Annotated in this window: 16 protein-coding genes; 12 read left to right on the plus strand and 4 right to left on the minus strand. The window is 72.4% G+C overall.

The features are described 5' to 3' along the window. Nucleotides 1–211 precede the first annotated feature (211 nt). The 3 genes from V1633_RS21570 (at nucleotide 212) to dapB (ending at nucleotide 5,133) form a co-directional block, all read left to right on the plus strand. Complete coding sequence (locus V1633_RS21570; protein WP_331216174.1) at nucleotides 212–2,602, plus strand: polyribonucleotide nucleotidyltransferase; 2,391 nt, start codon at nucleotides 212–214, stop codon at nucleotides 2,600–2,602. A 115-nt stretch (nucleotides 2,603–2,717) separates the two neighbouring features. Beyond that, nucleotides 2,718–4,100 carry a M16 family metallopeptidase gene (locus tag V1633_RS21575; RefSeq protein WP_407952071.1) on the plus strand — a complete coding sequence of 461 codons (1,383 nt, stop codon included), beginning with the start codon at nucleotides 2,718–2,720 and terminating at the stop codon, nucleotides 4,098–4,100. Nucleotides 4,101–4,407: 307 nt separating this feature from the next. Continuing rightward, nucleotides 4,408–5,133, plus strand: coding sequence for a 4-hydroxy-tetrahydrodipicolinate reductase (dapB, locus tag V1633_RS21580; protein ID WP_331216218.1), 726 nt, complete (start codon nucleotides 4,408–4,410; stop codon nucleotides 5,131–5,133). Between the two features lie 208 nt (nucleotides 5,134–5,341). On the opposite strand, the gene V1633_RS21585 is transcribed toward dapB, so the two are convergent. Then, the gene (locus V1633_RS21585; RefSeq protein ID WP_331216176.1) at nucleotides 5,342–5,905 is read right to left on the minus strand and encodes a GNAT family N-acetyltransferase; all 564 of its coding nucleotides are present in this window, start codon (nucleotides 5,903–5,905) and stop codon (nucleotides 5,342–5,344) included. A 35-nt stretch (nucleotides 5,906–5,940) separates the two neighbouring features. On the opposite strand from V1633_RS21585, the gene V1633_RS21590 reads away from it, so the two are divergent. The 3 genes from V1633_RS21590 (at nucleotide 5,941) to V1633_RS21600 (ending at nucleotide 9,346) form a co-directional block, all read left to right on the plus strand. Beyond that, on the plus strand, nucleotides 5,941–7,230 hold the full coding sequence (locus tag V1633_RS21590) for a glycosyltransferase 87 family protein (protein WP_331216219.1): 1,290 nt from the start codon (nucleotides 5,941–5,943) through the stop codon (nucleotides 7,228–7,230). 105 nt (nucleotides 7,231–7,335) lie between these two features. Next, entirely contained in the window at nucleotides 7,336–8,565 is a 1,230-nt protein-coding gene (locus tag V1633_RS21595; protein ID WP_331216177.1) for a winged helix-turn-helix domain-containing protein, read from the plus strand. A 94-nt stretch (nucleotides 8,566–8,659) separates the two neighbouring features. Next, on the plus strand, nucleotides 8,660–9,346 hold the full coding sequence (locus V1633_RS21600) for a DUF2752 domain-containing protein (RefSeq protein ID WP_407952072.1): 687 nt from the start codon (nucleotides 8,660–8,662) through the stop codon (nucleotides 9,344–9,346). Between the two features lie 15 nt (nucleotides 9,347–9,361). Here V1633_RS21600 and V1633_RS21605 read toward each other — a convergent pair whose 3' ends face one another. Continuing rightward, nucleotides 9,362–12,712, minus strand: coding sequence for a S8 family serine peptidase (locus tag V1633_RS21605; RefSeq protein WP_331216178.1), 3,351 nt, complete (start codon nucleotides 12,710–12,712; stop codon nucleotides 9,362–9,364). 174 nt (nucleotides 12,713–12,886) lie between these two features. Between V1633_RS21605 and thyX the strand changes: the two genes are divergently transcribed. From thyX to V1633_RS21625, 4 genes are all read left to right on the plus strand, one after another. Then, nucleotides 12,887–13,630: an FAD-dependent thymidylate synthase gene (gene thyX, locus V1633_RS21610; RefSeq protein WP_331216221.1), complete on the plus strand. Its 744-nt coding sequence runs from the start codon at nucleotides 12,887–12,889 to the stop codon at nucleotides 13,628–13,630. Nucleotides 13,631–13,676: 46 nt separating this feature from the next. Next, nucleotides 13,677–14,603, plus strand: a complete 927-nt coding sequence (gene dapA / locus V1633_RS21615; protein WP_331216179.1) for a 4-hydroxy-tetrahydrodipicolinate synthase — start codon at nucleotides 13,677–13,679, stop codon at nucleotides 14,601–14,603. Nucleotides 14,604–14,688: 85 nt separating this feature from the next. Further along, complete coding sequence (locus tag V1633_RS21620) at nucleotides 14,689–16,377, plus strand: ribonuclease J (protein ID WP_331216180.1); 1,689 nt, start codon at nucleotides 14,689–14,691, stop codon at nucleotides 16,375–16,377. Nucleotides 16,378–16,453: 76 nt separating this feature from the next. After that, the gene (locus V1633_RS21625) at nucleotides 16,454–16,939 is read left to right on the plus strand and encodes a DUF2784 domain-containing protein (RefSeq protein WP_331216181.1); all 486 of its coding nucleotides are present in this window, start codon (nucleotides 16,454–16,456) and stop codon (nucleotides 16,937–16,939) included. Here V1633_RS21625 and V1633_RS21630 read toward each other — a convergent pair. Further along, nucleotides 16,881–18,455, minus strand: coding sequence for a YbjN domain-containing protein (locus V1633_RS21630; protein ID WP_331216182.1), 1,575 nt, complete (start codon nucleotides 18,453–18,455; stop codon nucleotides 16,881–16,883). The genes V1633_RS21625 and V1633_RS21630 overlap by 59 nt on opposite strands. A gap of 77 nt (nucleotides 18,456–18,532) precedes the next feature. Continuing rightward, nucleotides 18,533–19,000, minus strand: a complete 468-nt coding sequence (locus tag V1633_RS21635; RefSeq protein ID WP_331216222.1) for a YbjN domain-containing protein — start codon at nucleotides 18,998–19,000, stop codon at nucleotides 18,533–18,535. A gap of 438 nt (nucleotides 19,001–19,438) precedes the next feature. Between V1633_RS21635 and V1633_RS21640 the strand changes: the two genes are divergently transcribed. Together V1633_RS21640 and V1633_RS21645 are read left to right on the plus strand one after the other, a co-directional pair. Then, nucleotides 19,439–21,724: a DNA translocase FtsK 4TM domain-containing protein gene (locus V1633_RS21640; RefSeq protein ID WP_407952076.1), complete on the plus strand. Its 2,286-nt coding sequence runs from the start codon at nucleotides 19,439–19,441 to the stop codon at nucleotides 21,722–21,724. Nucleotides 21,725–21,866: 142 nt separating this feature from the next. Further along, the gene (locus tag V1633_RS21645) at nucleotides 21,867–22,772 is read left to right on the plus strand and encodes an ornithine cyclodeaminase family protein (RefSeq protein ID WP_331216184.1); all 906 of its coding nucleotides are present in this window, start codon (nucleotides 21,867–21,869) and stop codon (nucleotides 22,770–22,772) included. Nucleotides 22,773–22,789 lie beyond the last annotated feature (17 nt).

Here is a 22,789-nt window from a genome sequence, read left to right on the forward strand (position 1 = left end):
ACCCAAACCAGGGGCCAGCGCGACCACCCTGCGGGAGCCGGTCGACGCACCGGTCCTCGGTAGTGGCCCCCGGGCCGGCCGACCTACGGCACCCCGGGCGCTTCGATCGAAGACCGGCCGTCTGAGCAGCTCTCCGGCCACGGTCTCGCGACCGGCAGGTCCGGCGCGAAGGGCAGTCGCGGGCCCCCGATCGAAGGAGTGCAACCGCACCATGACCGAAACCTCCAACCCCAAGACCACCCTGGGCAGCGAGCAGCGCACCGCGGTGATCGACAACGGGTCCTTCGGCACCCGTGAGATCACCTTCTCGACCGGGCGCCTCGCCCGGCAGGCCGCCGGCTCCGTGATCGCCCAGCTCGCCGAGACCGTGGTCCTCTCCACGACCACCGCGAGCAAGCAGCCCAAGGAACAGTTCGACTTCTTCCCGCTGACCGTCGACGTCGAGGAGCGGATGTACGCCGCGGGTCGGATCCCCGGCTCGTTCTTCCGCCGCGAGGGCCGGCCCAGCGAGGACGCCATCCTCACCTGCCGGCTGATCGACCGGCCGCTGCGCCCGTCGTTCGTCAAGGGCCTGCGCAACGAGGTCCAGGTCGTCGAGACCGTGCTGGCGCTCGACCCGCAGCACCCGTACGACGTGGTCGCGATCAACGCCGCGTCGCTCTCCACCAAGCTCTCCGGGCTGCCGTTCTCCGGCCCGATCGGGGCGACCCGGATGGCGCACGTGGACGGCCAGTGGGTCGCCTTCCCGACCGTCGAGGAGCTGACCCGGGCCACCTTCGACATGGTGGTCGCCGGCCGGGCCCTGCCGGACGGCGACGTCGCGATCATGATGGTCGAGGCGGAGGCCACCGAGCACACCGTGACACTGGTCGCCGGCGGCGCACCGGCACCGACCGAGGAGGTCGTGGCGAGCGGCCTGGAGGCGGCCAAGCCGGCCATCCGGGAGCTGTGCCGGGCGCAGAGCGAGCTGGCCGAGGTGGCCGCCAAGCCGGTCACCGAGTTCCCGGTCTTCCTCGACTACGGCGACGACGTCTACCAGGCGGTCGCCGAGGCGGGGCGCGCCGAGGTCGCCGAGGCGCTCAAGATCGCCGGCAAGGCCGACCGCGAGGAGGCCCTGGACCGGATCAAGGAGCGGGTCGTCGAGCAGCTCGCGCCGAGCTTCGAGGGCCGGGAGAAGGAGATCGGCGCGGCGTTCCGCTCGCTGAACAAGGCCGAGGTCCGGGCCCGGGTGCTGCGTGAGCAGGTCCGGATCGACGGACGTGGCGTCCGCGACATCCGGCCGCTGACCGCCGAGATCGCGGTACTTCCCCGGGTGCACGGTTCGGCGATCTTCGAGCGCGGCGAGACGCAGATCCTCGGCGTCACCACGCTCAACATGCTCCGGATGGAGCAGGCGCTGGACACCCTGTCGCCGGAGAAGTCCAAGCGCTACATGCACAACTACAACTTCCCGCCGTACTCGACCGGTGAGACCGGCCGGGTCGGTGCGCCGAAGCGGCGTGAGATCGGGCACGGCGCGCTCGCCGAGCGGGCACTGATCCCGGTGCTGCCGACCCGCGAGGAGTTCCCGTACGCGATCCGTCAGGTCTCCGAGGCGCTCGGCTCGAACGGCTCGACCTCGATGGGTTCGGTCTGCGCCTCGACGCTGGCGCTGCTCAGCGCCGGTGTTCCGCTGAAGGCGCCGGTGGCCGGCATCGCGATGGGGCTGATCTCGGACGAGGTCGACGGCAAGACCCAGTACGTGACGCTGACCGACATCCTCGGTGCCGAGGACGCCTTCGGTGACATGGACTTCAAGGTCGCCGGCACGAAGGACTTCGTCACCGCGCTCCAGCTCGACACCAAGCTCGACGGCATCCCGTCGGACGTGCTGGCCGCGGCGCTGCAGCAGGCGTACGAGGCCCGGCAGGTCATCCTCGGCGTGATGCAGGAGGCGATCGAGGGCCCGGCGACGATGTCGGACTACGCGCCGCGGGTGACCACGGTGAAGATCCCGGTCGACAAGATCGGCATGGTGATCGGGCCGAAGGGCCAGACCATCAACGCCATCCAGGACGAGACCGGCGCCGAGATCTCGATCGAGGACGACGGCACGATCTACGTCGGCGCGACCAACGGCCCGTCGGCCGAGGCCGCCGTCGAGCGGATCAACGCGATCGCCAACCCGACGCTGCCGAAGGTCGGTGACAAGTTCCTCGGCACGGTGGTCAAGACCGCCGCGTTCGGTGCCTTCGTCTCGCTGCTGCCCGGCCGCGACGGCCTGCTGCACATCTCGAAGGTCGGCGACGGCAAGCGGGTCGAGCGGGTCGAGGACTTCCTGAACGTCGGCGACAAGGTCGAGGTGCAGATCGCCGACATCGACGCCCGGGGCAAGATCTACCTGGACAAGGTGCGCCCGGAGGGCGAGGAGGCTCCGGCGGGGCCGGACGCCGCCTCGGGTGAGCGGCCGGCCGGCCGGGACCGTGGCGACCGTGGTCCCCGCGACCGTGGCGACCGGGACCGTGGCGACCGTGGCCCGAGCCGTGGCGAGCGGGAGGCCGGCGAGGGCGGCGGCGAGGGTGGCGGCGGCGAGCCGCGCCGTCGTCGGAACCGGCACAGCTGATCCACCGGGTATCCCCGACAGGGTTGCCGTACGGACCGCGCCGCGCCGGACAGCTCGGCGCGGCGCGGTCCGCGTGCGGCTCCCGCCGTTCCCGTCACCTAGGAGCCATGGTCCCGTGAGCCGGGCGAATCAGAGGTCGTTCCCCGCAGCCGTTCCGGGTCGGCCGGCGCGAGCCGCTGCCGGCGGGCCGGCGCGGGCGGTCACCCGGGTGGTCGACAGCGACCCGCTCGGCGGCACCGTCCGACGTACCGTGCTGCCCAGCGGCCTGCGGGTGCTGACCGAGGCGATTCCCACGATGCGCAGCGTCTCGTTCGGCATCTGGGTCGCCGTCGGCTCCCGGGACGAGACCCGCCCCCAGTCGGGGGTGTCGCACTTCCTGGAGCATCTGCTCTTCAAGGGCACCCACAAGCGCGGTGCGCTGGACATCTCGGCGACGATCGAGGCGGTGGGCGGCGAGACGAACGCCTTCACCACCAAGGAGTACACCTGCTACTACGCGCGGGTGCTCGACCAGGACCTGCCGCTGGCCATCGACGTGATGTGCGACCTGGTCGCCGACTCGGTGCTGGACCCCGCCGACGTGGAGACCGAACGCGGAGTCATCCTCGAAGAGATCGCCATGCACGACGACGAGCCTGGCGACGAGGTGCACGACCTGCTCTCCCGGGCGATCTACGGCGACCATCCGCTGGGCCGGCTGATATCCGGCACCGAGGAGACCATCACGCCGATGACGCGTCGGCAGATCCAGAGCTTCTACCGGCGGCGGTACACCGCACCGTCGATCGTGATCTCGGCCGCCGGCAACCTCGACCACGGTGACGTGGTCAAGCTGGTCCGGCAGGCGTTGCAGGGCACCCCGCTCGACACCGACGCCGCGCCGCCGGCTCCGCTGCGCGCGGCCGAGCCGACGGTACGGACCCGCAAGCCGGGCAGTGTCGTCGAGCACAAGGAGACCGAGCAGGCGCACGTGGTGCTCGGCTGCCCGGGCATCGGCCGGCTCGACGACCGGCGCTTCGCGCTCGGCGTACTCAACAACGTGCTCGGCGGTGGCATGTCGAGCCGGCTCTTCCAGGAGATCCGCGAGCAGCGCGGCCTCGCCTACTCGGTCTACTCCTACTCCAGCCAGTACGCCGACACCGGCATGTTCGGTGTCTACGCCGGCTGTGCCCCGGGCAAGGTGGAGGAGGTACTGGACCTGATCCGTGCCGAACTGGCCCAGGTCGCCGCGCACGGCATCACCGACGCGGAACTGGCCCGGGGCAAGGGGATGGCGAAGGGCTCGTACGTGCTCAACCTGGAGGACACCGGTTCCCGGATGAGCCGACTGGCCAAGGGCGAACTCCTCTACGGCGACCTGCTCCCGGTCGACGCATTGCTGGCCCGGATCGACGCGGTCGGCGCCGACGAGGTCAACAGCCTCGCCGCCGACCTGCTGGCCCGGCCGATGTCGCTGGCCGTGGTCGGGCCGTTCGAGGCCGACGACTTCCCGGCGTAGCCGCCGCGTCCGCCCAAGCTGGCGGGACGTGGGGCCGGCGTGCGTGGTTGTCCTTGTCGGTGTAGCCGCCGCCGTCCACGGAGTTGGCGGGGCTTGGCACATTCGTGCGCGGTTGTCCGGTTGACCCAGGGCGGCTCCGCGTGCAGCGGTTGGCCGGCACTGGGATAGGTTGTGGCGCGTGAGCGACGAGCGTGAACCGGTGAACAACACGTCGAGCGACCCGCTGGGCGCCGCCCCTGGTGGAGCGCCGGAAGCCGCCGCGGCCCCGCCGGCACGGGACCGGTCTGGTGACCCGCTCCGGGTCGGTGTGCTGGGTGCCCGGGGCCGAATGGGCATCGAGGTGTGCAAGGCGGTGGACGCGGCCGACGACCTCGAACTGGTGGCCATGGTCGACCAGGGGGACTGGCTCTTCAACGCCTCCGACGCGGGCGCCGAGGTGGTTGTCGACTTCACCACCCCGGACGTGGTGATGGACAACCTGCACTGGTGCATCGACCAGGGCATCAACGTGGTCGTCGGCACCAGCGGCTTCACCGAGCAGCGGCTGGAGCGGGTACGTACCTGGCTGTCCCACAAGCCCGGTGTCGGTGTGGTGATCGCCCCCAACTTCGGCATCGGTGCGGTACTGATGATGCAGTTCGCGGCGCGGGCGGCCCGGTTCTTCGAGTCGGTCGAGGTCATCGAACAGCACCACCCGAGGAAGCTCGACGCGCCCAGTGGCACCGCCACGCACACCGCCCGGCTGATCGCCCAGGCGCGCGCTGAGGCCGGCCTGGCGCCGGCACCGGACGCCACCAAGGACGAGGTGCCGGGTGCGCGGGGAGCCGACATCGACGGGGTACGCGTGCACTCCGTGCGGGCCGCCGGCCTGGTCGCGCACCAGGAGGTGCTTTTCGGTACGACCGGGGAGACGCTCACCATCCGGCACGACTCGTTCGACCGGGGCTCCTTCATGCCCGGCGTGCTGCTGGCCGTACGGGAAGTGCCGCAGCGCCCCGGTCTGACGGTCGGCATCGACGCCCTGCTCGACTGACCCTCCGGGGTGTGAGGAAGGGCCCCTTGTACACCAGAAAACGATAAGAAGGGGCCCTTCCTCGCAGTTCAGGGTGCCGTGGCTGCCGGTGGGTTCGACCGGGTGGCCGGCGTCCCGGCCTCCCCGGTGTCGGATGTGCCGGGCGCCAGCAGCTTCCTACGGATCTTCGACAGCACGGGTTTCCGGACCTGGCGACGCCGGGACGTCCTCACGCCTCCAGTGAGACGTGCAGGCGGAGCTGGGGGACCAGCATGTCGTCGACGTCCAGCGCCCGGGCCGCGCCGTCCGGCTCCCAACCGGCCCCGGCGAGGAACTTCCGGGTCGCCGTGTCGCCGTCGAAGGTCCACGCCACCGCCGTGTCGAAGCCGTCGGACCGCCACAGGTCGACGGCGGCGGCGAGCAGGCGGCTGCCGTGGCCGCGCCGTCCCCACCGGGGCTCGATCAGCAGATCGGTGATCGCGACCACGTTCGGGCCGAGCGCGTCGGCTGGTTCGTTCGGCGCCAGCGCCTGCTCGTCGGGGGGACCGGAAGCGGCAAATCCCACCAGATACGATTGTTCGGCCTGCTCGACGGCGACCAGGACGCGGTGCCGTTCAGAGGGCGGAGCCTCGACCGCCGCGCTCCAGTTGCGGGCCAACCAGGCCTCGTCCAGGTTGTCGAGCACGTGCTTGGGAAGCATCCGCCGGTACGCGACCCGCCAGGTCGCGAGCTGGATGCGGGCGATCTCGGCGACGTCCTCCGGACGCGCCGGGCGGACGTACCCGAGAGCCATGAGTGGTGAGCCTACGCAAGGGGAGAGGGGCGGTAGTGGCGCAGGGTGCCTTCTCCCGGGCCCGGTTCCAGGTGCCCTTCGTCGTCGCGCTGGCCGTACTGGTCACCGGCTTCCTCTCGGTGGCCGCCGTCCGGCACGGCTTCTTCGACCTCGCCGTGTACTGGGGGGCCGTGCACCACTGGGTCCGGGCCGACGGGGAGATTTACGACTGGCTGATGCCGGACAGCAAGTACGGCTTCACCTACCCACCCTTCGCCGCCCTGCTGATGTACCCGATGGCGTACCTGAGCTGGCACGTGGCGATCGTGATCAACGTGACCCTCACCGTACTGGCGAGCACGCTGCTGATCTGGTGGCTGGTCGACCCGATCGCCCGCCGTACCGGCTGGACCCGCTGGTTCACCCTGGCCGTGGCGCTCTGCCTGGCGGCGGCCTTCGAGCCGATGCGCGAGACGGTGAACTTCGGCCAGGTCAACATGCTGCTGCTCTTCCTGGTCGGCGCCGATCTGCTCTGGCTGGTCGCCCCGGTGACTCCGTTCGGCCGACGGCTGCCGGCCCGCTACCGCCGCTTCGCTGGGGTCGGCATCGGGTTGGCCACCGCGATCAAGCTGACCCCGGGCATCTTCATCGTCTATCTGCTGGTCACCGGAAAGTGGCGGGCGGCCCTGGTGGCCAGTGGTACGGCGGCGGCCGTCACCCTGATCGCCGCCGGGGTGGCCCCGGACGCGTCGCGGGAGTTCTGGACCACCGCGCTCTGGGACACCGACCGGGTCGGCAGTCTGTCGTTCATCTCCAACCAGTCCTGGCGGGGGGTGGTGGCCCGGCTCGATCCGGATCACCCGAGCACCCTGGCCTGGCTGCTGCTGGTGGCGGCGACCCTGACGGTCTGGGTCTGGCGGGTACGCCCGGCCGCGGCGGCCGGCGACCAGGCGACCGGCCTGGCCCTGACCGGTGTGGTGCAGGGCCTGATCAGCCCGGTGACCTGGGTGCACCACCTGGTCTGGCTGATCCCGGCGCTGATCCTGCTGGTCGACAACGCGTACCGCGCACCGGCCGGGAGCCGGCGCCGGCGGAGCCTGCTCGGCTTCGCGATCTTCGCGTACCTGGTCCTGATCAGTCGACTGGTCTGGATCTGGGAACGCCGATTCGACGGCGTGCTCGGTTTCCTGGGCAGCAACTTCTATGTCTGGATCAGCCTGGCGCTGCTGCTGGCGCTGCCGCTGCGGGAACCGACCCGGCTCGCCGGGGCCAAGCCGGTGACGGAACCGGCACCACCCCGCCGTCGACCGTCGCCCCGGCCGCTCGAGTTCGCCGCCGAGGGCTGAGCGCCCGGTGGTGGTTGACAGGGGGCCCTTCTACCACCGGAAGCGATAACAGGGGGCCCTTCCTTACCGCGGGGCTGTCGGGGGGCTGGGTTAGGGTCGTCGCCGATGGCTGTCTCCGACTCGTTGTCCCTGGCCCAGGCCCGGCGCATCGCGCTGGCCGCCCAGGGTTTCGCCGACCCCGCGCCGACCGGCGTGCCGAACCGCCGTCACCTGCGTCGGGTGCTCGACCGGGTCGGGCTGCTCCAGATGGACTCGGTCAACGTCCTGCAGCGGGCGCACTACCTGCCGCTCTACAGCCGGCTCGGGGCATATCCGACCGAGCTGCTCGACCGGGCCGCCTACCGGCGACCCCGGGACCTCTTCGAGTACTGGGGGCACGAGGCGTCGCTGATCCCGGTCGAGCTGCAGCCGGCGCTGCGCTGGCGGATGGCCGCCGCGCACAGTGACGCCTGGGGCGGGATGCGCCGGATCGCCGTCGAGCAGCCGGAGCTGGTCGCCCGGGTCCTCGCCGAGGTACGCGCCAACGGTCCGATGACCGCCGCCGAGATCGAGCACGACGCGCCCCGGCAGACCGGCAACTGGGGCTGGAACTGGTCGATGGTGAAACAGGCCTGCGAGTACCTCTTCTGGGCCGGCGAGCTGACCGCCGCCTCCCGGAACAGTTCGTTCGCCCGGGTTTACGACGTGCCGGAGCGGGTGCTGCCGGCGGAGGTGCTGGCGACGCCGACACCGAGCGCGCCGGAGGCGTACCGGCGACTGGTCGGCGTCGCGGCCCGGGCGCTGGGGGTGGCGGCCGAGCCGGAATTGCGCGACTACTTCCGGTTGCCGGTCGCGGCCGCCCGCGCGGCGATCGCCGAGCTGGTGGAGGCGGGTGAGCTGCTGCCGGTCGCCGTGCAGGGGTGGCGCCCGCCGGCCTATCTGCACCGTGACGCGCGGCTGCCCCGCTGGATCCGGGCCGGCACCCTGGTCAGCCCCTTCGATCCGCTGATCTGGGAACGGGGCCGTACGGAGCGGCTCTTCGGCTTCACCTACCGGATCGAGATCTACGTGCCCGCGCCGCAGCGGGTCCACGGCTACTACGTGCTGCCGTTCCTGCTCGGCGACCGGTTCGTCGCCCGGGTCGACCTGAAGGCGGACCGCCGGGCCGGCGTACTTCTGGTCCCGGCCGCCTGGGTCGAGCCCGGCGTCGACCCGGTGGAGACGGCCGGTGCGCTCGCCGCCGAGCTGTACCGGCTCGCCGGCTGGCTCGGTCTGGCCGCGGTGGCGCCGCCGGCCGGCGGTGACCTCGCCGGGCCGCTCGCCGCCGCACTCACCGGCATGGTCGCGGTACGGTGAGACCAGCCGGCGGGCGGCACGCCGGTGCACTGGGCCGACCGGCGACCCGACGGGCACGGCGGCCGGCGGCGCCTCGGCGGACGGGTGGGATGTGATGACGAGCAGCGACGAGAGCCGCTCCGGTGAGTCCGGTCAGGTCGTGGCCGATCCGACGTCACCGGCGGACCATGCGCACCCACCGTCGCCGCCGACCGGCCAGCCGCCGGAGGCCGGGCAGCCGTGGCCGCACGCCGGCGAGCCGTCGCCGGAGGCCGGGCAGCCGTGGCCGCACGCCGGTCACGGTCACCCGATGGGCGCCTACCCCTACCCGATGCCGCCGTATCCGATGCCGGAGCCGGACCGGATCACCCGCTTCGTCAACCGGCTCCAGGCCCGGTTGCCGCGCTGGGCCGCGCCGCTGGCCGCGTTCGGCTGCATCGCCGGAGCCGTCGGCTACACCCTCTGGGCCGACCCGGCCCGCAGCGCCCCCGACGCGATCCCCTCCTGCATCCTCAAACTCACCACCGGACTGGACTGTCCCGGCTGCGGTGGCACCCGGGCCGCCTGGTACCTGCTGCACGGGGACCTGCCGGCCGCGGCCCGCCACCACCTGCTCTTCGTTTTTGTGGTGCCGATCCTGCTCTACCTCTACGTCGCCTGGGCCGGCCGGCTGGCGTTCGGTTGGCGGCTGCCGCAACTGCAGATCACGCCCAAGGCGATCGGCATCTTCCTCGCCGTCTGGATGGTCTTCTCGGTGGTCCGCAACCTGCCCTGGGCACCGTTCGACGCGTTCTACGTCTGAGCCGCCGGTCCGCGATCAGCCGATCCGGTACGCCCTGATCACCGTCTGGCTGACCGTGTTGCCGGCGGTGTCGGTGGCGTTCGCCCGCAGCGACACGTAGCCGGCGTTCTCCGGATGCCGCAGTACGGCCTGACCGGCGGTCACCTCCACCGGAGCCCAGGTCTTGCCGTCGTCGTACGACACCTCGACGGTCAGGCTCTGGTTCGCCCCGGCCGGTGAGTCCGGCTGGGCGGTGACGGTCACCGGGACCGTCCCGGTCTGCCCGGCCGGTGCGGTGTTGTCGTTGTCGACCCGGGGCGCGAAACGCACCGTGGAGACCGGCAACCGGACCGGGGTCTCCCCGGCCACGTGGCCGGAGCGGAACGTCCAGGTCACCTCGACCCGGGTGGAGAGGGTCGCCGGCCCGCCCCGTTCCGCGCTCATGGTCAGCCGGTAGTCCGACTCCTCCGGCGGCACATCGACGGTCGCGTTCAGCCCGTCGATCTCGGTCAACGGGCGGCCGTCGGACTCCAGCGTTATCCGGCCGGTGGCGATCGACGAGAAACCGGCCCGCCCGAAGCCGTCACCGTAGAGCGGCGTCTGGATCTGCAGGGTGTCGCCGGCCCGGGTCACCCACTGGTACTCGTACGGCGGCGCGGCCACCGTCGGCCCGAAGACTCCCCGGCTCCACTGCTCCTGGTACGACTGCCCGGCCCGGTACGCCAGCGGCGGCGCCACCAGGCTGGTCAGGTACGCCTGCTCGGCGCCGGAGCCGGTGGTCTCGTCCACCGACCGGAACCACCGGGCGCGCCCCTCGGTGGTGTAGTACTCGATCCGGGTGGAGGGCAGCGGGAAGGTCATCGCGTGTGCGAAGCCGCCCATCGTCGACTCCGGCAGCACCGCCCAGGCGAGTTTCCGCCCGGTACTGCCGGACGACTCGTGCCCGTGGTCGGCCCGGACGGTGGCCAGTTCGGCGTCGGTCACCTGCCGGGTGAACCCGTTGGCCATCCGCCGCTCGGTGAGCCAGCAGAGCTGGTACGCGTACGACGTGTCGGCCGGGTCGGCGGGGGCGAGGGTGGCGGTGACCCGGGAGACGAAACCGTCGACCGCGACGTCCGGCCCGACCCGACCGACCCGCATCCGGTCGAAGGTGGCGCCGAGCGTGCCGACCTCGACGCTGCGTCCACCGGCCAGCACCGAGCTGGCGAGTTCGGCGAAGACCTGTTTCGCGTCGTCGCGGGGCACGGTGACGGACAGCGGCGCACCGAGCCGGGCGTCGAGGGTGACGGTCCGGTCGCCGTTCACGTCGAGTTCGGGTTGGGCCAGCATGCTGGTCAGGTAGATGCCGTCGGCCGGGCTGGTGATCGCGCTGAGCACCGCGTACCGGCCCTTCGGCACCCGCAGGGCGGTGCTGCCGGTCGTGCTGCCGGGCACGGAGATGGCGTGTGCCCCGTCCAACCCGACGAGCATGCTCAGGTACCCGGTGGTCGGGGCGCCGTCCTGGCCGAGATGCGAGACCGTCAGGTCGTAGCTCTCCACCTCCCGCTCCACCGCGAGGGGGGTCAGCACGGTGACGCCGTTCTCCTCGTCGGTGTCCGGGGCGGCGGTGAGCCGGCCGGTGAGCCGGCCCAGCGGGCCACCGGTGCCGGCCGTGTCGGCGGTGACCGTCGCCTCGGCGGTGCCGCCCGCCGGCACGGTGACGCTGGTCGGGCTCACCTCGAACATCCCGGCGGGCACCGGCGTGCCGGCCGGGTCGGTCACGTCGACCGCGAGCCGCAGCGTGACCGGGGTGTCGCCGAGGTTGTGGTAGCGCACGGTACGGGTGACCGGGGCGTCGTCGTCGTGCGGCCACACCTGCCGGCCGAACCCGAGGCTCGGCGGGTCCGCCGTGATCCGCTGGTCGACGGCCCGGGCCACGTCCAGACGGCCGGCGCCCTGGGCGAAGACGTCGAGGTCCTCGGCGGGTCGGGCGGCGGCCATCAGCGCGGCCTTCAGCTGTGCCGCCGGCAGTCCCGGCCGTCGTTGGGCGAGGATCGCGGCGGCCCCGGCGACGTGTGGGGCCGCCATCGAGGTGCCGGACATGCTGATCCCGCTGCCTGCCGGCACGTCCGGCCCGGAGTCGGTGCTGCGGGCGGCGACGATGTCCAGGCCGGGGGCGGTCAGGTCGGGCTTGATGGCGGCGTCGCCGATCCGGGGGCCCTGGCTGGAGAAGCCGGCCAGCCGGTCGGACTTGCTGACCGCGCCGACCGCGAGCGCGGCGTCGGCGGTGGCGGGGGAGCCGACCGTACCCGCACCGGGGGTGTTGCCGGCGGCGATCACAAAAAGCGTGTCGTGTTCGTCGCTGAGTCGCCGGACGGCCTGCTCGATCGGGTCCTCGCCGACGCTGTCCGGCCCGCTGAGGCTCATGTTGACCACCCGGGAGCCCTGCTCGGCGGCCCACTGCATGCCGGCGATGATCCAGGACTCGGCGCAGCTGCCGCCGGCGCAGACCTTGCCGTCGAGGAGCCGGGCGCCGGGGGCGACCCCGGTGAACCGGCCGGCACCGGTCCCGGCCACGGTGGAGGCGACGTGGGTGCCGTGCCCAACCAGGTCGCGGTCGTCCTCGGTGTCCTCGGTGAAGTTCCGCTGCGCGGCGACCCGTCCGGCGAGGTCGGGATGGGTCTCGTCGATGCCGGTGTCCAGCACCGCGACGGTGACCCCGGTGCCGTCGAAACCGGCGGCCCAGGCGGTCGGCGCGCCGACCTGCGGGACGCTCTCGGCGAGCGTCGGTCGGCGCAGCCCGTCGAGCCAGACGGTACGGACGTCGTCGGCCAGCGCCGGTCGGGTCGGCCGGGTGCCGGCCAGGTCGGTCCAGAACTCGGCGAGTCCGGGCCGGTCCACCGTGACGGCGACGCCGTCGACCGGTGGGAGTTCGCGGACCACCCGGGCGCCGGCCGCCACCACCTGCCGCTGCCCGGCGCCGCGGGCGTCGGCTCCGGCGTACGTCAGCAGCAGCGGCAGGTCGGTGCGCCGGTCGTAGCCGAAGTCGAGCAGGGTGGTGACGTCGAAGAGCCGCTCGTCGAGTTGTCCGCCGCGCAGCAGGGACAGGGCGTCGACCGGGATCACGAACAGCCGGTCGTCGACCCGTCGGGTCAGGAACTGGATCTCCGCCCGTCCGGGTCCGGGCTCGACGCTGGCCTTGTCGCCGGCGACGAGGGTCACCCGGTCGCCGGTGATCAGGGTGACGGTGCGGGGCCCGGCGGCGGCCGGACCGTCCCCGGGCTGGCCCGCCGGTGTCGTCGGGCCGGCCGGTGCGGCGGACGCGGTCCCGGGCGGGCCCGGTACGCCGATCGCGACCAGCAGTACGACGCCGACGACCCCCCGCGTAAGCCTCCTATATGGATTCATGGTGTGCCTCCCCTGGATCCGGTCATACCGGTACCTCTGGTATGACCGAAACACAGACTCGACCAGTCGGCAACATAGACGTTCATAGATTGAGATGGTGGTCGGGCGCGCCGAGGGGGGTAGGTGTCTCCCAGCCCCCTCGGCCGGCCTACTACAGTCGCAGGAATGCCGGAGATGGTGGGGCCGCAGGTCAAGGTCATTGCGTGGACGCACTTCGAGGCGCCGGAGGACGTACCCTGGTCGACCGACGCCGAGGGTGGTCAGGCGCTCGCCGAGTTCGCCGGACGGGCCTGCTACCAGTCCTGGCGCAAGCCCAACCCGGCCACCGCGACCAACGCGGGCTATCTGACCCACATCCTGGAGAGCGGGCACCTGTCGGTGCTCGAGCACGGCACCGTGACGGTCTACTTCACCGGCGTGTCCCGCTCGTTCACCCACGAGCTGGTCCGGCACCGGCACTTCTCCTACTCCCAGCTCTCCCAGCGCTACGTACCGGAGCGCGAGGCCGCGATGGTCGAGCCGTCGGTGATCGCCGAGGACGCCGAGCTGCACAAGCGGTTCGTCGAGGCGACCGAGGCGAGCCTGCGGGCGTACAACGAGTTGCTGGAGGGGCTGGAGCGACGGTTCGCCGACGTCGAGAACCCGACGCTGCGCCGCAAGCAGGCCCGGCAGGCCGCCCGCGCGGTGCTGCCGAACGCCACCGAGACCCGGATCGTGGTGACCGGCAACTACCGGGCCTGGCGGCACTTCGTGGCGATGCGGGCCACCGAGGGCGCCGACGTGGAGATCCGCGAGCTCGCCGTCGAGTGCCTGCGTCAACTCCAGCGGGTCGCCCCGAACGTCTTCGCCGACTTCACCATCCGCACCCTGCCGGACGGCACCGAGATCGCCGACAGCCCGTACGCCCAGCTGTCCTGACCTCTTCCCTGCTGGCCCGGCGGCGCGATTCCGATAGGTTGTTCGCATGACCCACCACCACCCTGCCGCCGGTGACGGGGCGGCACCCCGCCCCTTCGGGCGGTTGTTGACCGCCATGGTGAGCCCGTTCACCCCGGACGGCTCGCTCGACCTCGACGGAGCGGCCCGACTGGCCACCCACCTCGTCGACGAGCAGGGCAACGACGCGCTCGTGGTGAACGGCACCACCGGCGAGTCGCCCACCACGAGCGACGCGGAGAAGGAACGGCTGATCCGGGCCGTGGTCGAGGCGGTCGGCGACCGGGCGCGGGTGGTCGCCGGGGTCGGCACCAACGACACCCGGCACACCATCGAGCTGGCCGGTGCCGCCGAGAAGGCCGGCGCGCACGGGCTGCTGGTGGTGACGCCGTACTACAACAAGCCGCCGCAGGCCGGGCTGGTCCGGCACTTCACCGCGGTGGCCGACGCCACCGGGCTGCCGGTGATGCTCTACGACATCCCGCACCGCTCCGGAGTCGCGATCGCCACCGAGACACTGGTCCGGCTGGCGGAGCACGAGCGGATCGTGGCGGTCAAGGACGCCAAGGGCGACCTGGTCGCCACCTCCTGGGTGACCAGCCGGACCGACCTGGCCGTCTACTCGGGCGAGGACGCGCTGACGCTGGCCGCCCTGGGCATCGGCGGGGTCGGGCTGGTCGGCACCTCCACCCACCTGACCGGCGCGCTCACCAAGCGGATGATCGAGGCGTACGACCGGGGCGAGACCGCCGAGGCGCTGGCCCTGCACCGGCGGCTGCTGCCGCTGTTCACCGGGATCTTCCGTACCCAGGGCACCATCCTGGTCAAGGCGGCGCTCGCCGCACAGGGCCTGCCGGCCGGACCGGTACGGCCGCCGCTGGTGGACGCCACCGAGGCCGAGATCGACCAGCTGCGTCTGGACTGTGCCGCCGCCGGTCTGGAACTCCCGGCATGAGCGGACGAACGGCTCATCGCGGCATGAACGAGCGGAGTGGGTGGCGGGCGACGGTGGCCGGGCGCGAGCGGGTGGGAGTGACGGCATGAGTCAGCCGGGTGTGGAGCTGGAAGCGCCGGGGGAGCTGCCCGAGGGTGGCCTGCGGATCATCCCGCTGGGCGGTCTGGGCGCCATCGGGCGCAACATGACGGTCTTCGAGTTCGACGGCAAGCTGCTGATCGTCGACTGCGGGGTGCTCTTCCCGGACGTCGAGCAGCCCGGCGTCGACCTGATCCTGCCGGACTTCGCGCCGATCCTCGACCGGCTCGCCGACGTCCAGGCGATCGTGCTCACCCACGGGCACGAGGACCACATCGGCGCGGTACCGTACCTGCTCGCCCACAAGCCGGACATTCCGCTCGTCGGGTCGCAGTTCACCCTCGCCCTGGTCGAGGCGAAGCTCGCCGAGCGGCGCATCGAGCCGTACACGCTGACCGTCCGGGAGGGCGGCCGGGAGCGGCTGGGGCCGTTCGAGTGTGAGTTCTTCGCGGTCAACCACTCGATCCCGGACGCGTTGGCGGTGGCCATCCGTACCCCGGCCGGGCTGGTCCTGCACACCGGCGACTTCAAGATGGACCAGCTTCCGCTGGACGGCCGGATCACCGACCTGGCCGGGTTCGCCCGGCTCGGCGCGGAAGGCGTCGACCTGCTCCTCTCCGACTCGACCAACGCGGAGATCCCCGGCTTCGTCACCCCGGAACGCGAGATCGGGCCGGTGCTCGACTCGATCTTCGCCAAGGCGCGCGGCCGGATCATCGTCGCCTCGTTCGCCTCGCACGTGCACCGGGTGCAGCAGGTCCTCGACTCGGCGGCCGAGCACGGCCGGAAGGTGACCTTCATCGGCCGGTCGATGGTCCGCAACATGGGCATCGCCCGCGACCTCAACCTGCTCCGGATCCAGCCCGGCCTGGTGGTCGGGCTCGACGAGGCGACCGCGCTGCCGCCGGACCAGATCGTGCTGATGTCGACCGGTTCACAGGGCGAGCCGATGAGCGCGCTGGGTCGGATGGCGACCGGCGACCACCGGCACATCACGGTCGCCCCCGGCGACACCGTCGTGCTGGCCAGCTCGCTGGTCCCCGGCAACGAGACCTCGGTCTACCGGGTGATCAACCAGCTCTCCCGGGCCGGTGCCACCGTGATCCACAAGGACGTGGCCAAGGTGCACGTCTCCGGGCACGCCCCGGCCGGCGAACTGCTCTACCTGCTCAACGTCACCCGGCCGAGCAACCTGATGCCGGTGCACGGCGAATGGCGCCACCTGCGCGCCCACGCCCGGCTCGGCATCGAGTCCGGGGTGGCGGCCGACCGGGTGGTGCTCTGCGAGGACGGCGACGTCGTCGACCTGGTCGAGGGACACGCCCGGGTGGTCGGTCACGTCAAGAGCCGGTACGTCTACGTCGACGGTCTGGCCGTCGGCGACGTCGGCGAGTCGCTCCTCACCGAGCGCCGGATCCTCGGCGACGGCGGGTTCATCTCGGCGACCGTGGTGGTCGACTCGGTGACCGGCAAGGTCGTCGGCGGTCCGACCGTCTCCGCCAAGGGCTTCTCCGACGACCCGGACGCGTTCAACCCGGTGATTCCGTTGATCACCGAGGCGCTCAGCCGGGCCGCCACCGACGGCATCACCGACCCGCACCAGTTGCAGCAGATCGTCCGCCGTACGGTCGGACGCTGGGTCAACGACGCCTACCGGCGTCGGCCGATGATCGTTCCGACCGTGGTGGAGGTCTGAGCCGGCCTGAGTACCCGTACCCGGTCAACCGGCCGGTCCGCTGGCTAGCCTTGCCCCCGACGAGGGAGGGGCGACGGTGTACCGGTTGTTGACCACGGTGGTGCTGGCACTGCACTTCGGCTTCCTGGCCTATCTGGTCTGCGGCGGCTTTCTCGCCTGGCGTTGGCCACGGACGGTCTGGCTGCACCTGGCCGCGGCCGCCTGGGGTGTGACGGTGGTCGCCGCCCGGATCACCTGCCCGCTCACCTACCTCGAACACTGGTCGCGACGCCAGGCCGGCGAGTCCGGGGTCGGCCGGGGCTTCATCGACCGGTACATCGAGGGCGTGGTCTACCCCGAGCGGTACGCCGTGCTCGCCCAGGTGCTGGTCGGCGTGCTCGTGGTGGTCTCCTGGGCCGGGCTGCTGTACCGGCGGCGGGGCATTCGGCCGGGGGCACCGGCGCCGGTGGCGCAGGGCCATGCCGAGGAGACCGGACCGGCCGGAGGACCCGACCCGGCGTCGATCAGGGCAGCGCGTCGACCGCGGCCGCGAACTCGGCCCCGGTCACCAGGGCAGCGGTGACCAGGACCCGGAGCTGACCGGCCGAGACGCCGTGCTCCAGGTCGGTGGTGACGTCACCGGCGAGGATCAGCGCGCCGTCGTCGCCCTCCCGCACGTACGCCTTCGGCAGCAGCCGGTCGTGGTTCCAGGCGTTGCAGAACTCGTACGCCTCGGCGAGCCGGTCGGCCGACAGTCGGCGCAGGGCCACCACCTCGGCGTGCAGGATCTCGCCCCGCTCACCCACCCGGTGGAACTGGATCAGCGCGTCGCCCCACCGGCCGCCGACCGTGCCGTCCGGGGCGACCGCGTAGCGGTCGTCGCGTTCCTCCAGCACGTTGACCACCGCCGCCACGCTGAGCGGGGAGACCTCTGCCGTCCAGCCCTCCGGCGGAATCGGGCCGGTGGTCGCCCAGTCGTCGTCCGGCCCGTCCGGCGGCAGCGGCACCGGATCGGTCAACGGCCGCTCGGCCAGCCAGCCGGCGACCCGACCGGACTGGTGGCTCGTCCCGTTCCGGGCGTCGAACCGGCCGGCGAGGTCCTGGGCGGTGGCCACCAGGTCGGCTTCGAGCGCGGCCACGGTCAACCGGGCGGCGAGCCGCTCGCCGTGCGCCGGACGGTCGACCGGGTACCGGCCGAAGCCGGCCGCCCCGGCCAGCCGGCAGACCAGCGCCCCGGCGGCGGCGAACTCCATCGCGGAGTTCTCGTCGTACGGGCGGTCGAGCCAGCCGAGATGCCGGGCGAGGATCTCCAGCCCGCGTTCGTGGTGTCCGGTCAGGGCACAGAACCGCAGGTGGTCGGCGAGGAACGGGAACGCGTCACGTTCGTGCCGGTGCCGCCGGTACGCCCGGACGTGGGCCTGGGCCGCCTCGTCGTACCGGCCGAGCCGCAGGTACGGCACCAGCACCGCGGCCAGCGCCCGGGCCGGTTGCTCGGGGCAGCCCAGCACGCCGGTGAGCACCGGCTCGACGACCTCGACCGCCTCGGCCCACCGGCCCCAGCCGGCGAGCAGCCTCGCCTGGTTGGCCGGGTCGCAGCCGGCGCAGTCGCTGTGCTCGTCACGCGGGGCCGTCCGCCACCGTGCGAACCAGTGCCGGGCCGCAGCCTGGTCGCCGACATGGTCCGCGATCCGGCAGCGCAGGCTGTAGACCGCGTGCAGGCTGTGCCCGTCGGCCCGTAGCCGCCGGTCCAGGTCGTCGAGGGTCGCCTCGGCGCGGGCCAGTTCCATCCGGGAGGTGTCCCGCAGCGCGGCCACCGCCCACTTGTGGTACCAGCGCAGCAGTTCGGCGTCGGCCGGCTCGAACAGGTCGGGGTCCCGGTCGTGGGCGGCGAGGCACCACTCGAACGGTTCCAGCATCCGCCACCGTTCGGCGTGGTAGTTGTGCGCCTCGATCAACGCGAGCCGGGCGGCGATTCCGAGCCGTACGTCGTCCGCGGCGTCGGCGTGCGCGGTGATCCGGTCCAGTTCGGCGACCTTCTCCGCGCCGTCGGGCAGGTCACGGGCCTCGGCCAGGGCGGCGAGCAGTTCGTCGCGGGTCATGCGGCGTCCGGACGGGACAGGGTCATGACGGCTCTCCTCAGCGGGATCGAGCGGCGCGGCCTGGCGATTCGGCGAGTCTAGTCAGCGGACAGGTCGGCGACGGCCGCCGACATCTGCACCCCGGTCAGGATGCCGCAGCCGAGCAGTTGGTCGAGCTGCGCCGGGGTGACCCCGTGCTCCAGGTCGGCGACCACCTCGCCGCAGACCCGGGCACTGCCGTCGTCGTTGACGTGCACGAACGCCTTCGGCCAGAAGCGGTCCCGGTTCCAGGTGTTGCAGAACCCGTACAACCGGGGCACGTCGTCGATCGCGAAGCTGGTCGCCGCTATGGTGCGGATCTGCAGCAGTTCCCCGGCGGCGCCGCAGCGGATGAAGTAGATCACGCTGTTGTCCCAGCGGCCCACCAGGTCGCCGTCCGGGTCCGTCTCGTAGGGGTGGCCCCGACGGTCCAGTACGGTGGCGATGAGCTCGTTGCTGAGCGGCCGCAGCCGCTGCGTCCGGCGGTCGGTGCCGGGCGGTTCCGCCGCGTCCGACGGTCGCGGCACGCTGTCGGACGGTGCGGGGTCGTGGTCGGACGGTCGCGTGGCGTTGTCGGGCGGTGACGCCCCGTCGGGTGATTCCGCCGCGTCCTGAAACTCCGATCCGGGCATGCGGATCCCTCCTGGCCGGCTCGTGGTCCGTCCGTGATGGTAGGCGGAGTGTCCGCGCCTCGGCCAACCGGCGGACGTTCCATGGTGGACCGGCGGACACGACCCGCAAAAGCGGGGATTCTTCGGCGGCCCCCACTAACGTGTGAACGCATGGCGGGCCGTACCTCCTCTCAGGCGAACCGGCGCCGGAGCGGGTCCACGTCCCGCGCCGGCGCCGCCGCCCGTACCGGTGCCGGCCGGGCGAAGCAGACCACCCGGGCCCGGGCCGCGGCCCGGCGCCCACCCCGACCCGGTCCCGCCGCCTACCTCGGCCGCGGCGTCCGGGCGGCCTGGATGGGGCTGGCACACAGCGTCGGCTGGGCGATGCGGGCGGTCGGCAGGCAGGCGGCCACGGCCCGCGAACTCGACCCGGAGCACCGCCGCGACGGCGCCGGCCTGTTCCTGCTCGGGCTCGCCATCCTCAGCGCGGTGGCGGTCTGGTTCTCCTCCGCCGGGCCGCTGGGCGGGCGACTCGCCGACACCATCCGGCTCTTCTTCGGCGCGATCTCGATCGTGCTGCCGATCCTGCTGCTGATCGGTGCGGTCCGGCTGATGCGCACCCCCGCCGAGGCGGAGCACCGGGGCCGGGGACTGGTCGGCTGGACGGCGATGATCGTCGGTTTCGCCGCCCTGCTGCACATCGGCCAGCACCCGGACACGAACACCGAACGGGACTACGCCGGCGGCCTGATCGGCGCCGGCGTCGGCGGCCCCCTGGAACAGGCGATCAGCGCCTGGGTGGCGGTGCCGGTGCTGGTCCTGCTCCTGCTCTTCGGGCTGCTGGTGGTCACCGCGACCCCGATCAACAAGATCCCGGAGCGGCTCGGCCTGCTCGCCGGCGCCGTGCTCGGCCAGCCCGAGTCGGAGACGTCCGAGGAGGACGAGGAGGGCACCACCACCGCCCGGCGTCCGGCCCGGCGCCGTACGACGCCGCGTCCGCGGCCGGTGGACGATTACGACCCGGACAGCGACGACGAGGCGGCCAGCCACGACACCGTGGTGCTGCCGCGCCGGCCCCCGTCGAAGGTCCCCGCCGCGCGGAAGACTCCCGAACCGCCCGAGCACTCCGCCCCACCGACCCGGGCCGAGCAGCTCGCCCTCACCGGCCTCGCCGGCGACTACACGCTGCCGCCAGCGAACCTGCTGCGCCCCGGCAGCGCCCCGAAGGCCCGCAGCCGGGCCAACGACGAGGTGATCGGCGCGCTGACCGGCGTCTTCGAGCAGTTCGACGTGGACGCGGCGGTGACCGGTTTCACCCGTGGCCCGACCGTCACCCGGTACGAGGTCGAGCTGGGCCACGGCGTCAAGGTGGAACGGATCACCCAGCTGTCCCGCAACATCGCGTACGCGGTCAAGTCCCCGGACGTCCGGATCCTCAGCCCGATCCCGGGCAAGAGCGCGGTCGGGGTGGAGATCCCGAACAGTGACCGGGAGGACGTGGCGCTCGGCGACGTGCTCCGGTCCCGGGCGGCGACCGGCGACCACCACCCGATGCTGGTGGCGCTCGGCAAGGACATCGAGGGCGGCTTCGTGGTCGCCAACCTGGCCAAGATGCCGCACATCCTGATCGCCGGGGCCACCGGTGCGGGCAAGAGCTCCTGTCTGAACAGTCTGCTCGTCTCCATCCTGGCCCGGGCCACCCCGGACGAGGTGCGACTGCTGCTGATCGACCCGAAGCGGGTCGAGATGAGCGGCTACGAGGGGATCCCGCACCTGGTCACTCCGATCGTGACCAACCCGAAGAAGGCGGCGGACGCGCTGGAGTGGGTCGTCCGCGAGATGGACATGCGCTACGACGACCTCGCCGCCAACGGGGTACGCCACATCGACGACTACAACCGCAAGGTACGGGCGGGCCAGATCAAACCACCGCCGGGCAGCGAGCGGGAGATCCGGCCGTACCCGTACCTGCTGGTGATCGTGGACGAACTGGCCGACCTGATGATGGTCGCCCCGCGTGACGTCGAGGACTCGGTCGTCCGGATCACCCAGCTGGCCCGGGCCGCCGGCATCCACCTGGTGCTGGCCACCCAGCGGCCGTCGGTCGACGTGGTGACCGGTCTGATCAAGGCGAACGTGCCGTCCCGGCTCGCCTTCGCCACCTCCTCGCTGGCCGACTCCCGGGTCATCCTCGACCAGCCGGGCGCGGAGAAGCTGATCGGTCGCGGCGACGGGCTCTTCCTGCCGATGGGCGCCTCGAAGCCGGTCCGGATCCAGGGCGCCTGGGTCTCCGAGGGTGAGATCAACGACATCGTCAAGTTCTGCAAGGACCAGCGGGAGCCGGAGTTCCGGCCGGACGTACTGACCCCGGTGCAGGACAACAAGAAGAAGGTCGACGAGGAGATCGGTGACGACCTCGACCTGCTGGTGCAGGCGATCGAACTCGTCGTCACCTCACAGTTCGGCTCGACCTCGATGCTGCAGCGCAAACTCCGGGTCGGGTTCGCCAAGGCGGGCCGGCTGATGGACCTGATGGAGACCCGGGGGATCGTAGGCCCGTCCGAGGGTTCCAAGGCCCGGGACGTCCTGGTGAAGCCGGACGAACTGGAGGAGGCGCTCGCCGCCCTCCGCCCGGAGTGAAAGGAAGGGGCCCCTCCTATCGCTTCTTGTATAGGAAGGGCCCCTCCCAACCCCTCGGCGGGTGCGTCGATCCGCTGGGCGGTTGCACCGAACCATGCCGGCACTTGACCTCAACCGGGCTTCAGCTATCAGGATGGTCGGCATGACCGTGCTCCTCACCGACGCCGAGGTCGCCGCGCGACTGGACGCCGGGACCGCCGTCGCGGCCATCCGGGACGCCCTGCTCGCCGCCGAGCAGGGCCGGCTGCTCGCCCCACCCCGGGTCGCCGCCCCGCTCGGCGGGGGACGGATCGTGCTGACCGCCGGGCACCTGCGGGACGACTGGTACGGCTTCCGCTCGTACGACACCTTCGACCGGCCCGACGGGGAGCAGTTGGTGGTGCTGCACGACGCCGCCACCGGACGGGTCCGGGCGATCGCGGTCGGCGAGGAGATCGGCTCCCGGCGTACCGGGGCGCTCGGCGGGGTGGCGGTGGACGCGCTCGCCCGGCCCGACGCGGCCACGGTCGGGGTGATCGGTGCCGGCCGCCAGGCCTGGACCCAGCTCTGGGCGATCGCGGCGGTACGTCCGCTGCGCGAGGTCACCGTCTTCAGCCGTACCCCGGCCGGTCGGGAGAAGCTGGTCGCCCGGGTCGAGGCGGAACTCGGCGTACGGGCCCGGGCGGTGGCGGATCCGGGGCGGGCGGTACGCGACCGGGACGTGGTGGTGCTCGCCACCACCAGCCCCACCCCGGTCCTCTCCGCCGCCGAACTGAGCCCCGGCTGCCACGTCAACCTGGTGGGCTACAAGCAGGTCGGGCGGGCCGAGTTCGGGGTGGACCTGCTGGACCGGGCGGACGTACTGGCCACCGACTCGCCGGCCCAGGCCGGGGCGTACGAGCCGCCGATGCTCGCCGCCGTCGAGCCGTACGCCGGTCGGCTCCGGTCCCTGGGGGCGGTGCTGGCCGGGACGCGACCCGGCCGGAGCACGGCGGACCAGGTGACCGTGTTCTGTTCGGTCGGTCTGGCCGGTAGCGAGGTGTTCCTGCTCGACCGGTTGACCCGGTGACGACCCGGCGCGGCCGG

Origin of the sequence: Plantactinospora sonchi (genome assembly GCF_036422035.1) — a bacterium.
Classification (GTDB): domain Bacteria; phylum Actinomycetota; class Actinomycetes; order Mycobacteriales; family Micromonosporaceae; genus Plantactinospora; species Plantactinospora sonchi.

Coding starts and splice junctions, on each gene's coding strand:
- V1633_RS21640 (WP_407952076.1), top strand. CDS start 19,439: ATGGGGCTGGCACACAGCGTCGGCTGGGCGATGCGGGCGGTCGGCAGG.
- dapA (WP_331216179.1), top strand. CDS start 13,677: ATGACCCACCACCACCCTGCCGCCGGTGACGGGGCGGCACCCCGCCCC.
- V1633_RS21630 (WP_331216182.1), bottom strand. CDS start 18,455: ATGACCCGCGACGAACTGCTCGCCGCCCTGGCCGAGGCCCGTGACCTG.
- V1633_RS21585 (WP_331216176.1), bottom strand. CDS start 5,905: ATGGCTCTCGGGTACGTCCGCCCGGCGCGTCCGGAGGACGTCGCCGAG.
- V1633_RS21620 (WP_331216180.1), top strand. CDS start 14,689: ATGAGTCAGCCGGGTGTGGAGCTGGAAGCGCCGGGGGAGCTGCCCGAG.
- V1633_RS21645 (WP_331216184.1), top strand. CDS start 21,867: ATGACCGTGCTCCTCACCGACGCCGAGGTCGCCGCGCGACTGGACGCC.
- V1633_RS21595 (WP_331216177.1), top strand. CDS start 7,336: ATGGCTGTCTCCGACTCGTTGTCCCTGGCCCAGGCCCGGCGCATCGCG.
- V1633_RS21600 (WP_407952072.1), top strand. CDS start 8,660: ATGACGAGCAGCGACGAGAGCCGCTCCGGTGAGTCCGGTCAGGTCGTG.
- V1633_RS21570 (WP_331216174.1), top strand. CDS start 212: ATGACCGAAACCTCCAACCCCAAGACCACCCTGGGCAGCGAGCAGCGC.
- thyX (WP_331216221.1), top strand. CDS start 12,887: ATGGTGGGGCCGCAGGTCAAGGTCATTGCGTGGACGCACTTCGAGGCG.
- V1633_RS21605 (WP_331216178.1), bottom strand. CDS start 12,712: ATGAATCCATATAGGAGGCTTACGCGGGGGGTCGTCGGCGTCGTACTG.